The 13,469-nt window shown below is 72.1% G+C and carries 12 protein-coding genes; 6 read left to right on the forward strand and 6 right to left on the reverse strand.

What is annotated here, in order from left to right:
• Position 1: 1 nt before the first annotated feature.
• The 6 genes from CP970_RS30735 to CP970_RS44390 all read right to left on the reverse strand — a co-directional run bounded on the left by CP970_RS30735 (position 2) and on the right by CP970_RS44390 (position 5,226).
• A complete protein-coding gene (locus CP970_RS30735) occupies positions 2–439 on the reverse strand; it encodes a hypothetical protein (protein ID WP_150494217.1) in 438 nt (145 codons plus the stop codon).
• Between the two features lie 51 nt (positions 440–490).
• Positions 491–1,909 carry an NDP-hexose 2,3-dehydratase family protein gene (locus CP970_RS30740; RefSeq protein ID WP_150494219.1) on the reverse strand — a complete coding sequence of 473 codons (1,419 nt, stop codon included), beginning with the start codon at positions 1,907–1,909 and terminating at the stop codon, positions 491–493.
• Complete coding sequence (locus CP970_RS30745) at positions 1,906–2,748, reverse strand: NAD-dependent epimerase/dehydratase family protein (RefSeq protein ID WP_079044098.1); 843 nt, start codon at positions 2,746–2,748, stop codon at positions 1,906–1,908. Before CP970_RS30745 ends, CP970_RS30740 begins: the two co-directional genes overlap by 4 nt.
• Complete coding sequence (locus CP970_RS30750) at positions 2,745–3,923, reverse strand: macrolide family glycosyltransferase (RefSeq protein WP_055557071.1); 1,179 nt, start codon at positions 3,921–3,923, stop codon at positions 2,745–2,747. The genes CP970_RS30745 and CP970_RS30750 overlap by 4 nt, the downstream gene beginning before the upstream one ends.
• The gene (locus tag CP970_RS45130) at positions 3,910–4,983 is read right to left on the reverse strand and encodes a flavoprotein (protein ID WP_224058839.1); all 1,074 of its coding nucleotides are present in this window, start codon (positions 4,981–4,983) and stop codon (positions 3,910–3,912) included. Before CP970_RS45130 ends, CP970_RS30750 begins: the two co-directional genes overlap by 14 nt.
• Before the next feature lie 102 nt (positions 4,984–5,085).
• Entirely contained in the window at positions 5,086–5,226 is a 141-nt protein-coding gene (locus tag CP970_RS44390; RefSeq protein WP_157877745.1) for a hypothetical protein, read from the reverse strand.
• Between the two features lie 340 nt (positions 5,227–5,566).
• Here CP970_RS44390 and CP970_RS30760 point away from each other — a divergent pair, with 340 nt between their 5' ends.
• Genes CP970_RS30760 through rfbB form a run of 6 tightly spaced genes read left to right on the forward strand, consistent with a single transcriptional unit; the run spans position 5,567 to position 13,436 of the window.
• Positions 5,567–6,865 (forward strand): macrolide family glycosyltransferase, encoded by a 1,299-nt coding sequence (locus CP970_RS30760; protein WP_079043710.1) that lies wholly within the window; start codon positions 5,567–5,569, stop codon positions 6,863–6,865.
• Entirely contained in the window at positions 6,862–8,796 is a 1,935-nt protein-coding gene (locus CP970_RS45580) for a macrolide family glycosyltransferase (RefSeq protein ID WP_055550585.1), read from the forward strand. Before CP970_RS30760 ends, CP970_RS45580 begins: the two co-directional genes overlap by 4 nt.
• Positions 8,793–10,088 carry a cytochrome P450 family protein gene (locus CP970_RS30775; protein ID WP_055550587.1) on the forward strand — a complete coding sequence of 432 codons (1,296 nt, stop codon included), beginning with the start codon at positions 8,793–8,795 and terminating at the stop codon, positions 10,086–10,088. The genes CP970_RS45580 and CP970_RS30775 overlap by 4 nt, the downstream gene beginning before the upstream one ends.
• A 38-nt stretch (positions 10,089–10,126) precedes the next feature.
• Positions 10,127–11,377, forward strand: a complete 1,251-nt coding sequence (locus CP970_RS30780) for a macrolide family glycosyltransferase (RefSeq protein WP_055550589.1) — start codon at positions 10,127–10,129, stop codon at positions 11,375–11,377.
• The gene (locus CP970_RS30785) at positions 11,374–12,441 is read left to right on the forward strand and encodes a glucose-1-phosphate thymidylyltransferase (RefSeq protein ID WP_055550591.1); all 1,068 of its coding nucleotides are present in this window, start codon (positions 11,374–11,376) and stop codon (positions 12,439–12,441) included. The genes CP970_RS30780 and CP970_RS30785 overlap by 4 nt, the downstream gene beginning before the upstream one ends.
• The gene (gene rfbB / locus CP970_RS30790) at positions 12,438–13,436 is read left to right on the forward strand and encodes a dTDP-glucose 4,6-dehydratase (protein ID WP_055550593.1); all 999 of its coding nucleotides are present in this window, start codon (positions 12,438–12,440) and stop codon (positions 13,434–13,436) included. The genes CP970_RS30785 and rfbB overlap by 4 nt, the downstream gene beginning before the upstream one ends.
• Positions 13,437–13,469: the final 33 nt, after the last annotated feature.

The following is a 13,469-nucleotide window of genomic DNA, read 5'->3' on the forward strand; positions in this document are numbered from 1 at the left end:
TTTAGGACCCGTCCGCCCCGTCCGCTCCATCCGCTCCGAGTGCCTTGAGTACCGCCGGGGCCTCGTCCGCGTGTACGCGGAGTTCCGTGCGGCCCGAGCGGGAGCGGAAAGCTACCGTCGCGCTGTCGGCCGAGGTCATCTCCAGGGTGGGGGAGGTGAAGGGGACGGCGTTGCGGTTGCCCTTGCGGGGTTGCCAGAAGGCGGGGGTGGCGGGTGTGGAGGGCTCGGGGGGTTTGCCGCTCAGGAGTAGGTGGCCGTTCTCCCAGGTGTTCTCCGTGAGTTCCGCGTCCTTGAGGTCCACCGGGACGCGGACATCCCCGCCCTGGGCCAGGCGGGTGAGGCGGCGTTTTCTGAGGCGGTTCTGGACGGGGCCGATGGGGGCCAGGTAGGCGAGGGCCTCCAAGGTGACGCGGAAGAGTCCTGCGAGGAGTTCGCCCATGAGGTTCGCGCCTTTCGCCCGGCTTATGGGGATCGTGAGGGTTCTGTGATGTTACGCGGGCGAGTGAGGGGCCTCCGTCGTCAGGAGCGAGGCCAGCAGGGAGCGGGCCTGCACGTTCACGTAATGGCCGTGTTGGGTCAGGGAGTTCAGCTGGCCGGGGGTGAGCCAGACGAAGCCCGGCGGTGGTGTCGTGGGGGCCGTGGACTCGTCCGCCTCCACGATCAGATAGCGGCTGCGGGCGCGCAGGAACCTGCCGCCCTCCTCGGAGAGCACCGTGCCGAACAGGACGGCGGACCCCCGGGCCGCCAGGACGGCCGTCAGGAACGGGGGCTGCCGGTCCGCCGGCAGATGTGCGTGGTTGGCGGGGGTGCACTGGACCGTGGGGCCCAGTTCCACCGTGTCGAGGAAGCCGCCCTCCCTGCGGGCGCGGGCCAGGACGTGGCGTACGCCGCCGAACCGCCGGGTGACGAAGGCCGTGACGCCCGTGCCGAGCGGGTGGAACAGGGGCTGGGTCCACTGCGGGACCTCGCGGCCCTGCGCGCATACGGAGACGCCCACCACCTCGAAGTACCGGCCCTGTTCGTGGGCGATGGACCAGCGGTCGCGGTGCCAGCCGGTGACCGAGGACAGCGGGGTCAGTTCCGCCCGTACGTCGCGCAGGGACCGTTCCTCGGCGAACCAGGACCTGACCTCCGTGTCGGAGTGCAGGGCCGACGTCGAATCCGGGGCGAACGGGAGGCAGGCCAGCACGGAACGGGAGTCCATGTTCACGACGTCGTCCTGGCGCAGGAGTTCGCCGAGCTGGCCCAGGGTGAGCCACAGGTATCCGTCGCGGACCGGGACGTCCCGGTCCGTCTCGACGACCATGTTGCGGTTGGTCTTGTGGAAGAACCACGAGCCGTGTTCCGACTGGAGCACGTCGGTGAGGACGCGGCCGCGCGCGGGGCCGACGAAGTGGTCGAGGTAGGCGACGTCGCGGCCCCGGTGCACCTTGGTGTAGTTGCTCCGGGTGGCCTGGACCGTCGGGGAGAGCTGCACCAGGCCCGCGTTGCCCGGCTCCATCTTCGCCTGCATCAGGAAGTGCAGTACGCCGTCGAACTCCCGGGCGAGCAGACCCAGGATGCCCACCTCGGGCTGGTGGATGATCGGCTGCTGCCAGCCGTGCGGCTCCGACCCGCCGACCTCGGCGCGCAGCCCCTCCACGGAGAAGAAGCGGCCGCTGTCGTGTGCGAGGTTCCCCGTGCCGGGCGTGAACGACCAGCCGGACAGGGCGTCCAGCGGGACCCGGTCCACGACGTAGCCGCCGGTGCTGGCCCGCGCGGCCAGCAGGTCGGGCACCTGCGCCGTACGCACGTCGGAGCTGGGGCCGGAGCCCTCGCGGGCGAGGACCGAGAGGGCCAGGCGGTCGGCGAGGCGAGCGTCCCCGCGTGGGCGCAGGGCGGGTGGGCGCTGGGTGGGTGGGAGCGTCATGCTTCCCCACCTTCGCTTGGCTCGCCGCCGCGCACATAGCGGTCGAGGAGTTCGTCGGGGTAGTCGGGGCCCAGGCCGAACTCCCTTGCCTCGGGGACGAGTTCGCACATCTGGCGGTTGGAGATCCGCAGCGTCTCGGGCGGTACGTCGTGGAAGCGTCGGCGTGCCGTGCGGCCGAGCCGTTCCTCGACCCCGGCCACCAGGCGTTCGGCGGGTACGGCGGTGCCGGACGCCACGTTGACGACGCGGCCGTGTACGCCGAGCGCGAGCAACCGGTCGAGTACGACGAGGAAATGGCGTACGTCGAGGAGGTCGCGGGACGCGCCGCGGTGCACGGCGACCTCGCCCGACCTGATCTGGCGCACCAGCGAGGGCAGCAGCTGCCTGGCGTTCTGCTGGGTGCCGACGAGATGGCTCAGCCGCAGCGTCAGCCAGCGGGCACCGGAGTCGGCGACGACCCGCTCCATCGCGAGCTTGTGCCTGCCGTACGCGGAGACCGGCGCGGGCGTGCCGTCCTCGCGGCCCTCGCCCTCCCTGCCGTACAGACCGCCCGCGGCGGAGGACAGGAACACCAGGATCCTGTCGTGTTCGCGGCACCGCTGCGCCGTACGCCGGATCAGCCGCTCCTCGCGGCCGAAGCGTTCCGGCGAGGTCTCCGCGGTGTCCGACACCCCGGCCGCCACCAGCGTCGCGGCCGGGGCGTCGGTCCTTGCGCCGAAGTACCGGGCCGCCTGCCGGGCGACGAAGCCGCCGCCGAGCACTTCCACGCCCATGTCGGTGTTGGTGTTGTTGTTGGTGTCGGTGTTGGTCACTTCCGTCTTCGTGACGTCTGCCTTCATGATGCCGCGAGCCGGTGTTCCACCGCGTCGGCCGCGGCTTCCGCTCCGCCGAAGCCCCGGATCTCCTCGCGCACCGCGCCGACGCGGGCACGCACGCCCGCGTCCGAGTGCAGCCGCAGCACCGCGCTGCGCACGGCGTCGGGGGTTACCGCGCGCAGCGGGAGCGCGCCGCCGAGGCCGAGCTCCATCAACCGCCTTGCGTTGCCCGCCTGTTCGCGGAGGCGGGGCACGATCAGGGACGTCACCCCGTGGTGGAGGCACTCCATGACCGTCGCCATCCCGCCGTGGTGGACGGCCAGGGACGCGTGGTCGAGCACGGATCGTTGCGGGACCCAGGCGTACGCCGTCACGCCGTCCGGCAGCGGTCCGAGTTCCGCCGGGTCGATCCGGTCGCCGACGGCGAGCACCACCCGCCAGTCCGTACCTGCGAACCCCTCGGCCACGGTCTTGAAGAACTCGGGGTGGGCGGTGTCGATGGAGCCGAGCGTGACCAGGGCTAGCGGGCGGCCGTCCGGAGGGGGAGGCGTCCAGGCATCCTTCGCGGGGGCTAGTGCTGGGCCCGCGAAGGTGAACTCCGGGCCCAGTTCGGCGCCGCCCGGCTGGAACAGCCTCGGTGTCAGGACGAGGCCGCCCGCGAGCCGGGCGGACAGATGGGCGCGCGCGCCCCCGCGCACGCCGTGCTCGGTGAGGAACGCGTCGAGCACGGCGAGGAACTCCGCGGCCACCGGGTTGGCGCCGGGCGTGCCCGGTTCGGCGAGCGACCAGTGCGTGGGCGACGCCGTGTACGTCCACACCTGCGTCACGGGGATGCGCCACTTCGCGGCGAGCACGCTGCCCGCGCCCGCCGGGTCCTCGGTGAGGACGAGGTCGGGCCGGTCCCCCTCGAAGCTCCGGGCGAGGGCGGGGAGCGTGGCGCGGGCGTCGTCGAGGTAGAGGAGGGGGAGGCGGTGCACCTCGCGCGGCCAGTCGGCGGGGTCGGTGGGCAGCGAGGAGCGGAAGAGGACGGGCGTTGCCCCGGCGGAGCGCACCAGCGGGGCGAACTCCTCCGTGGTCACGTAGCTGACCCGGTGCCCGCGGCGCACCAACTCCGCCACCACGCCCAGGAGCGGGCTGATGTGGCTGTGCGCGGCGGCGGTGCAGACCGCTACGTGCGGCGCGCGGCTAGGCCCGGCCACTGCTCTTCAGGGGGGTGGCGGGGCCAGTGGGGTGGGTGGGGTTGGAAGGGTCGGTGGGACCGCTGATCTCGGACGCTGCGGCGGCATCGGCGGCTCTGGCGGTACCGGCGTATGTCTCTGCGGCGGCACGGGTGGCACTGGCGTGCGTTTGCGTGGTGGCTCTGGCGGTACCGGCGTGCGTTTGCGTGGTGGCTCTGGCGGTACCGGCGTGCGTTTCCGCGGAGGCTCCGGCAGCACTGGCGTGTGTTTCCGTGGCGGCACGGGTGGCACTGGCGTGCGTTTGCGTGGTGGCTCCGGCGGTACTGGCGTGTGTCTCTGCGGTGGCACGGGTGGCACTGGCGTGCGTTTGCGTGGTGGCTCCGGCGGTACTGGCGTGTGTTTCCGTGGCGGCACGGGTGGCACTGGCGTGCGTTTGCGTGGTGGCTCTGGCGGCACCGACGCCACCCGCATGCGTCCCCGTCCCCCCGTCCCCCGCCTTCCCCATCCGCACCCGCAACTCCTCCAGGCTCCCGATGAGTCGCGGCAGCGGCACCGGCTGGTTGCCGTCGCGCTTGCCGGTGGTCATGCTCAGGCCGGTGACGGGCGGGACGACCGTGACGTTGGGGCGTTCGGCCAGCGCGGCGCGGTGGCCGCGCATCGCGGCGCTCTCCCAGCCGCCCGGCGGCAGCGCGGCCGCGAGCGCGATGGGCGCCTCGGTGCACTGCAGGGCCATCACCGCCGGGGTGTCGGCGAGGCCGAGGGCGAGGCGCGCGATGAAGTGCATTCCGGCGGGATACACCGCGACGGCGTCGGGCCAGTTCGCCAGTTCCACATGGAGTTTCCGCGCCTGCGGTTCCTCGGACCAGGCGTCCTCGAACACGACGCGATTGGTGAGTACGGAAAGTCCTTCGCGCGTGACGAAGCGCTGTGCGGACCGGGTGAGAACAATCCGCAATTCGGTCTTCGGGTAACTCACCTGAAACCAGTTCACCCAGAGCGGCAGGAAACTCGCATTGGAAGATCCGGTGCCGACGAGAAGGAGTCTCTCAATTCCGGTCGGAGGCGCCTGGGTACCAGGCATTCCCCAGTCTTCTTCACGTGGCATGGCGTACTCCGGATCGTGGGAGGGGAGGGGCGAATGCCGCCCGGGGGGACCCGGGCGGCACACGCGAGTGGACCTGCGTCAGCAGCCGCACCACGAGCAGCAGCAGGAGCAGAGGATGGCCTGCGCCTCGTTGTTGTCCGTGTCGTCCTTGAGGAGCTCGTCCTCGGTCAGGGCGTCCACGTCGAGCAGGTCATCGGCGAGCAGGTCAGCGATCGGCACGACTGTCTCCTTCACTGTGCAATGCGAAGACCGGGGAGCGGGACAGCTCTCCGGGGCCGCCGCGGGAGGCGAGCGGCCGACCTCATGATGTCCGCGCCGAATGGTGAATTCTTCAGCCGCTCACCTGGTTTCTGGGACCCCGTTCCGGTGGGAGTCGCGGCCGGATCTCCTACTCAGGTGGGAGGCGGGGGGCTCAACCCCTGGGTGGGGAATGGAACATGGCGTACGCGAGTGGTCGAACCGCCTACCAGTACCGATAATTCCTTTGCTACGGTGCGGTTCTGAATTCCCCGCAAGTGTGCGTGCGAGTACTGTCCGTCCTGAGATAGCAGGTGGAACGATGTCCCATATCGCCTTCTTCAACATTCCAGGGGCCGGTCATGTCAATCCGACCGTGGGAATCGTCGAGGAACTCGTGGCGCGAGGGCACCGCGTCAGCTATGCCGTGACGGCGAGCCAGGGCGCCGAGGTCGCGAAGGCGGGCGCCACGCTGGTGCCGTACGAGACGACGATGAAGCGCTTCCGGGCCACCATGACCAAGCTGGAGGACAACGACCGCTTCACGACGGGCGACTTCGTCCAGGTGCTGCGCGGTCTGCTGCGGGAGACCGAGGCGCTGCATCCGGCCCTCGACCGCGCCTTCGCCGACGACCGTCCCGACCTCCTGGTCTACGACGGCCTGTCCGGCTGGACCGGGCGGCTGCTCGCGGAGAGCTGGGGCATCCCCTCGCTGCGCAGCATCCCGACGCTCGCGACGAACGAGCACTGGTCCCTGGCGAGCGACGGCGAGTACGCGTCGTTCGACGGCGAGCACGCCGGGCTCAACGAGGTGTACCGCGACATCGGCCTGATGCTGGAGCACCTCGGCGCGGGCATCTCCTCGCAGGACTTCTTCGCCTCCAACGACCGTGGGCCCGCGCTGGTGTACATACCCAAGGAGTTCCAGTACCGGGCCGAGACGTTCGCCGACGACTTCCACTTCGTGGGGCCCGGCTGGAACGAGCGGAAGCTCGACGGTGACTGGCAGCGGCGGCGTGGAGACGGTGAACGGCCCCTGGTCATGGTGTCGTTGGGGACGATCCACAACGACGACGTGGCGTTCTTCCAGGGCTGTGTGGACGCGTTCGCGGACGCGGAGTGGGACGTGGTGATGGCGGTGGGCGGTCAGGTGGACGTGGACCGTCTGGTGGGGGTGCCTTCGCATGTGGAGGTGCGGCGGCATGTGCCGCTGCTGCGGGTGCTGCGTGAGGCGGATCTGTTCGTGACGCATGCGGGGATGGGGAGCGTGATGGAGGCGCTTTCGTTCGGTGTGCCGATGGTGGCGGTGCCGCAGATGGCGGAGCAGCGGGCGAATGCCGACCGGGTGGTGGAGTTGGGTGCGGGGGTGCTGTTGCATCGGAACGAGGTGTCGGCCGATTCGCTGCGGGCCGCGGCGGAGTCGGTGATGGGTGATGCGGGGTTCGCGGAGCGGGCCGGGGTCATGCGGGGGCACATCGAGCGCTCGGGCGGCGCGGGCGAGGCGGCCGATGTGATCGAGTCGCTGCTCGGCGCGGAGCGCGGGTCTCGTGAAGCGGCTGCTCCCGAGGCCGCGCAGGCCGGAGCCGGAGCTGAGACCGTGCGGGCCGGAGTCGGGCGATGAGTGGAGAACGCGGGGCGCACATAGCCTTCTTCTCGCTGCCCGGCAGCGGGCACGTGAACCCCACCCTCGGGGTCGTCGAGGAACTGGTCGCGCGCGGCCACCGCGTCAGCTTCGCCGTGACGGAGCGGTTCGTCGGGGCCGTCGAGGAGGCGGGCGCGCGCCTCGTCCCGTACGAGTCGACGATGGACGGGCTCCCCGCCAAGGACGACCCCGCCGACCGCGCGGAGCGCTTCGGCAGCGGCGACCTGGTCAGGGTGTTGCACGACCTGCTGCGTGAAACCCTCGCCGTCCTCGGTCCGTTGGACCGGTTCTGCGCCGAGGACCGCCCCGATCTGATCGTGTACGACGACCCGTCGGGCTGGGGCGCCAGGCTCGTCGCCGCGCGCCGCGGCATTCCCGCCCTGCCGTACCGGACGACGTTCGCCGCGGGTGAGGAGTGGTCGCTGGCGGAGCGGCACACGGACGTCGACGTGGCGGACCCCGAGATCGTGCGGATCTACCGGGGCATCGGCAAACTGCTCGCCCGCGTCGGCGTCCGGATGCGGCCGCAGGAACTGATGGCGGGCAGCGACAAGGGTCCGGCGCTGGTGTTCGTGCCCCGCGCGTTCCAGTACCGGGCCGAGACCTTCGGCGACGACTTCCACTTCGTGGGCCCCTGCCTCGCCCGACGCGCGTCCGAGGGCGGCTGGCACCGCGCGGGCCGTCAGGACGTTCAACGCCCCCTCGTGCTCGTCTCGTTGGGGACCATCCACAACGGGGACCTCTCCTTCTACCAGCGGTGCGTGGACGCGTTCGCGGACGCGGAGTGGGACGTGGTGATGGCAGTGGGCGACCAGGTGGATGTGGCGGGCCTGGTGGGGGTGCCCGCGCATGTGGAGGTACGGCGCCACGTGCCCCAGCTCCAAGTGCTGCGTGAGGCGGATCTGTTCGTGACGCATGCGGGGATGGGGAGCGTGATGGAGGCGCTTTCGTTCGGTGTGCCGATGGTGGCGGTGCCGCAGATGGCGGAGCAGCGGGCGAACGCGGACCGGGTGGTGGAGTTGGGTGCGGGGGTGTTGTTGCATCGGAACGAGGTGTCGGCCGGTTCGCTGCGGGCCGCGGCGGAGTCGGTGATGGGTGATGCGGGGTTCGCGGAGCGGGCCGGGGTCATGCGGGGGCACATCGAGCGGTCGGGCGGCGCGGGCGCGGCGGTGGACGTGATCGAGTCGCTGCTCGCTGCCGAGCCCGTCGGGGGCGAAGGGGCTACGGCCTCTGCCGAAGCCCGGACCGAAGCCGGAGCCGAAGCCGGAGTCGGAGCCGGGACCGGGACCGAAGCCGGAGCCGGGGTCGGAGCCGGAGTCGGGATCGAAGCCGGAGCCGGAGCCGAAGCCGGGGCCGAAGTCGAAGCCGGAGCCGGGACCGAAGCCGGGACCGAAGCCGGGACCGGGACCGAAGCCGGAGCCGGAGCCGGAGCCGGAGCCGGAGCCGGGACCGGAGCCGGAGCCGGAGCCGGAGCCGGAGCCGGGACCGGAGCCGGGACCGGAGCCGGGACCGAAGCCGGGACCGGGACCGAAGCCGAAGCCAGGACCGAAGTCGGGGCCGGAGCCGAAGCCGGAGCCGAAGCCAGGACCGAAGTCGGGACCGGAGCCGAAGCCGGAGCCGGAGCCGGGACCAAAGCCGAAGTCGAAGCCGGAGTCGGGACCGGAGCCGGAGTCGGGGCCGGGGCCGGAGCCGAAGCCGGAGCCGAAGCCAGGACCGAAGTCGGGACCGGAGCCGAAGCCAGGACCGAAGTCGGGACCGGAGCCGAAGCCGGAGCCGAAGCCAGGACCGAAGTCGGGACCGGAGCCGAAGCCGGAGCCGGAGTCGGGACCAAAGCCGAAGTCGAAGCCGAAGCCGGGACCGGAGCCGAAGCCGAAGCCATGACCGAAGCCGGGACCGGAGCCCGGTCATGACCGCCCCCGCCCCGATCGACCACCCCGCCTTCTTCGCCGACCAGCACGGCTACTACGAGGGAGTACGCGGAGGCGGCCCCGGGCCCCAGCTGGTGCGCAACCCGCACGGGCTCGAGTACTGGCTGGTCACCCGGTATGCCGATGCCAAGACCGTGCTGCTCGACGCGCGGTTCTCCAAGGAGCCCCGGCTCGCGGCGCGTGCCCTGAGCGAGGCGGGCTATCCGGACCAGGGGCCCGGTAGCTTCTTCCTGCCCCTGGTCAACAGCGATCCGCCGGACCACACCCGGCTCCGCGCGCTCGTCTCCGGTGCGTTCACGCCGCGCCGCGTCGCCGAACTGGAACCCCGCGTCGAGGAGATCACCCATCAGCTCCTCGACGAGATCGACCAACTCCCCGTACACGGCAAGGAGTCCGAGCCCGTCGACCTCATGGCGACCCTCGCCTTCCCCCTCCCCGTCCTCGTGATCAGCGAACTCGTCGGTGTGCCGCACCGCAGCAGGGCCGCCCTGATCGGCTGGGCCACGCGGATGCTCACCGTTTCGGGGGCGGCGGGCGGCGGTCCCGGGGAGCGGACCCGGCGGCTCGGCCGCTGGTTCGCCTCGCTGGTCGCCGCGCGGCGGCCCGGCGTACGCATGGACGTACCGCCGGAGGAGCAGCCCGATCTGCTGAGCGCGCTGATCGCGGCGCACCACCAGGAGGAGCGGCTCTCCGACGAGGAACTCGTCAGCCTGCTCGTGCTGTTGCTGGTGGCCGGGCACGAGACGACCACCGGCATGCTCGGCAACGCGGTCGACGCCCTGCTGCGCCACCCCGGCCAGCTCGCCCGGCTGCGCGCCGAGCCGGGGCTGCTGCCGGGCGCCGTCGAGGAACTCCTGCGCTACGAGACCTCGTTGGCGCGTACGACACTGCGCGTGGCCCGCGAGGACGTCGAGGTGGCGGGCGCCGTCATCCCGGCCGGTGCCATCGTCAGCGTGTCGCTGGCCGCCGCCAACCGCGACCCGGCCGTCTGCCCGGATCCTGGGCGGCTCGACGTCACGAGGGAGCGAGCACCGCACTTGTCGTTCGGCCACGGCATCCACTTCTGTCTGGGCGCCCCGCTGGCCAGGCTCCAGGTGCGTACGGCGCTGGGCGCGCTGCTCGACCGGTACCCCGGCCTCGCCCTGGCCGAGCGGGACCAGCCGCAGCACTGGCGGCCCGTCGGCGACATGCGGGGGCTGCTCACGCTGCCGGTGCGCCTCACCTCCGGAGCGTACGCGCGCCGCTCCGCCTGGTCGCCGAGTGGAACCCGATGAGCGCCTTCCACGCCCCGCGGTACTGAACGGAGCACGTCATGGCACACATCGGCTTCTTCAACGTCCCCGGCTTCGGGCACGTCAACGTCACGCAGGGCCTGGTGGCCGAACTCGTCGCCCGTGGCCACCGGGTGAGCTACGCCGTGCCCGCCGCGTACGGGGCGGAGATCGAGCGCGCGGGCGCCCGCCTGCTGCCGTACGACACCACGCTCAGCGACCCCCGGGCCATGCTCGCCGCGACCGCGGACCCGGACCGGCTCACCACCGTCGACTACGTCCACAACCTGCGCGGGCTGACCCGCGAGACCCGCGCGATCGTGCCCCGGCTGCTCGACGCGTTCCGCGCGGACCCGCCCGATCTGATGCTCTACGACGGGGTGCTCGGCTGGGCGGGACGGGTCGTCGCCGACGCGCTCGGCGTGCCCGCGATCCGCTGCGTGCCGACGCTCGCCGTCAACGAGCACTGGTCGCTGGCCTCGGCGGGATACGCCGCGTTCGACCCGGCGGACCCCGAACTCGCCGCCGTCTTCAGGGAGATGGGCACGCTGTTCGAGGAGCTCGACGCGGTGGGCGCGGCGCAGGACTTCTTCGGGGGAGGGAACGGGCCGCGCACCACCACGCTGGTGTTCGTGCCGCGCGCCCTCCAGCCCGCGGGCGACACCTTCGACGCGAGCCACCACTTCGTCGGCCCCTGCGCCGCGCCCCGCACCCTCGACGGCGACTGGACACCGCCCGGCGACGGGCGCCCCGTCGTCCTGGTGTCGCTCGGCACCGTGCAGAGGGGCAGGCCCGGCTTCTTCCGTGCCTGCGTGGAGGCGCTGCGCGACACCGACTGGCATGTCGTCATGGCCGTAGGCGAGCAGGACCCGGCCGGGCTCGGCCCGCTCCCGGCGCACATCGAGGCGCACGCCCACCTGCCCCAGCAGGCGGTCCTGCGGCACGCCGACGCGTTCGTCACGCACGCCGGAATGGGCAGCGTCCTGGAGGCGCTGAGCAGCGCCGTCCCCATGGTCACCGTGCCGCAGATGGGGGAGCAGCGGGCCAACGCGGACCGGCTCGCGGAGCTGGGCATCGGCGTCCCGCTGCACCGTGACGCGCTCGAACCCGCCGTACTGCGCGACGCGGTCGCCCGGCTGCTCGGCGACCCGGTGGCGCAGGAGCGCGCCCGCGCCATGCGCGGGCAGATCCGCGCCGCCGGGGGGCCGGTACGGGCGGCGGACCTCGTGGAACGCCACCTGCCCGTCGCGCACACCGCGCCCGGCCGTACGGAAACGGAAGGAGCATCGTGAAAGCGCTCGTCCTGGCGGGAGGCGCGGGAACGCGGCTGCGGCCCATCACCCACACCTCCGCCAAACAGCTGGTGCCCATCGCCAACAAACCCGTGCTCCACTACGGCCTCGAAGCCATCGCGGACGCCGGGATCAAGGAGGTCGGCATCGTCGTCGGCGACACCGCCGCGGAGATCGAACGGGCCGTCGGCGACGGCTCCGCCTTCGGCCTCGACGTGACGTACCTGCCGCAGGAGAGCCCGCTCGGCCTCGCGCACGCGGTGCTGATCGCCAGGGACTTCCTCGGCGACGACGACTTCCTGATGTACCTCGGGGACAACTTCATCCTCGGTGGCATCACCTCGCTCGTGGACGGCTTCCGCGCCGAGCGGCCCGACGCGCAGATCCTGCTGACCCGGGTGGCCGACCCCAGCGCGTACGGCGTCGTGACGCTCTCGGAGACGGGCCGGGTCACCGGCCTGGAGGAGAAGCCGGAGCGGCCCAGGAGCGATCTCGCCGTCGTCGGCGTCTATCTCTTCACGCCTCTCATCCACCGCGCCGTACGCGCCATCGCGCCCTCAGCGCGCGGCGAGCTGGAGATCACCGACGCCATCCAGTGGCTGATCGACGAGGGCAGGGACGTCCGCCCCGCGATGATCAGCGGCTACTGGAAGGACACCGGGAGCGCCGCGGACATGCTGGAGGCCAACCGGCAGGTCCTCGAACAACTTCAGCCGTGCGTCGAGGGCGTGGTGAGCGCCGACAGCGAACTCATCGGCCGGGTACGGATCGGTCCCGGCGCCGAGGTGCGCGGCTCGCGCATCGTCGGGCCCGCCCTGATCGGCGCGGGGACGTCCGTCGTCAACTCCTATGTGGGGCCCTCGACCTCCATCGCGGAGAACTGCCGCATCGAGGACAGCGAGATCGAGTTCTCCATCGTCCTCGGCCACTCCTCGATCACCGGGGTGCGCCGCATCGACGCCTCGCTCATCGGCTGCCACGTCGAAGTCGCGCCCGCCCCACGCCGCCCCGCAGCCCACCGCTTCATGCTGGGCGATCACAGCAAGGTGCACATCACGTCATGACCGTTCGCTACCTCGTCACCGGCGCCGCCGGATTCATCGGCTCGCACTTCGTCCACGACCTGCTCGGCCCGGGATCGCCCGCCGACACCGAGGTGACCGTCCTCGACGCGCTGACCTACGCGGGCGACCGGGCCCGCATCGGCGCGTTCGACGACGACCCCCGGCTGCGGTTCGTGCACGGCGACATCACCGACGCCGCGCTCGTGGCCCGCCTGATCGGGCCCGGCACGGTGATCGTCAACTTCGCCGCGGAGACCCACGTCGACCGGTCGATCGCCGACTCCGGGGCGTTCGTGCGCTCCAACGTCCTGGGCACCCACACCCTCCTGGAGGCGGCGCGCGCCGCGGGGGCGGGCACCTTCCTGCACGTGTCCACCGACGAGGTGTACGGCTCGATCGACCAGGGCGCCTGGACCGAGCAGTCGCCGCCCGACCCGAACTCGCCGTACGCCGCGTCCAAGGCGTCCGCGGACCTGCTGGCCCTCTCCTACGCCCGCACCCACGGCCTCGACGTCCGCATCACCCGGTGCAGCAACAACTACGGCTCGCGCCAGCACCCGGAGAAGCTCATCCCGCACTTCGTGACGACGCTGCTCGACGGCGGGTCCGTGCCGCTGTACGGGGACGGCGGGAACATCCGCGACTGGCTGCACGTCAGCGACCACTGCCGGGCGATCCGCCTGGTCATCGAGCGCGGCGCGCCCGGCGAGGTCTACAACGTCGGCGGCGGCACCCAGCTCACCAACCGCGCGCTCACCGGCATGCTCCTCGACGCGTGCGGCGCCGACTGGAGCGCGGTGCGCCGCGTCGAGGACCGCAAGGCCCACGACCGCCGCTACTGCGTGGACGACGGCAAGCTCCGCGGCCTCGGCTACCGCCCCCGCGTCCCCTTCGCGCGGGGCCTCGCGGAGACCATCGACTGGTACCGGGCGCGGCACCGAGGAACGGGCACCGGGCGTACGGCCGACGCCCTGGACCCGGCGGGCGCACGATGACCGACGGCCGCTGCCCGCGGCGGTCCGGCCAGC

Origin of the sequence: Streptomyces kanamyceticus, from assembly GCF_008704495.1 — a bacterium.
Classification (GTDB): Bacteria; Actinomycetota; Actinomycetes; order Streptomycetales; family Streptomycetaceae; genus Streptomyces; species Streptomyces kanamyceticus.

Coding starts and splice junctions, on each gene's coding strand:
- CP970_RS30735 (WP_150494217.1), bottom strand. CDS start 439: ATGGGCGAACTCCTCGCAGGACTCTTCCGCGTCACCTTGGAGGCCCTC.
- CP970_RS30740 (WP_150494219.1), bottom strand. CDS start 1,909: ATGACGCTCCCACCCACCCAGCGCCCACCCGCCCTGCGCCCACGCGGG.
- CP970_RS30745 (WP_079044098.1), bottom strand. CDS start 2,748: ATGAAGGCAGACGTCACGAAGACGGAAGTGACCAACACCGACACCAAC.
- CP970_RS45130 (WP_224058839.1), bottom strand. CDS start 4,983: ATGCCTGGTACCCAGGCGCCTCCGACCGGAATTGAGAGACTCCTTCTC.
- CP970_RS30760 (WP_079043710.1), top strand. CDS start 5,567: ATGTCCCATATCGCCTTCTTCAACATTCCAGGGGCCGGTCATGTCAAT.
- CP970_RS45580 (WP_055550585.1), top strand. CDS start 6,862: ATGAGTGGAGAACGCGGGGCGCACATAGCCTTCTTCTCGCTGCCCGGC.
- CP970_RS30775 (WP_055550587.1), top strand. CDS start 8,793: ATGACCGCCCCCGCCCCGATCGACCACCCCGCCTTCTTCGCCGACCAG.
- CP970_RS30780 (WP_055550589.1), top strand. CDS start 10,127: ATGGCACACATCGGCTTCTTCAACGTCCCCGGCTTCGGGCACGTCAAC.
- rfbB (WP_055550593.1), top strand. CDS start 12,438: ATGACCGTTCGCTACCTCGTCACCGGCGCCGCCGGATTCATCGGCTCG.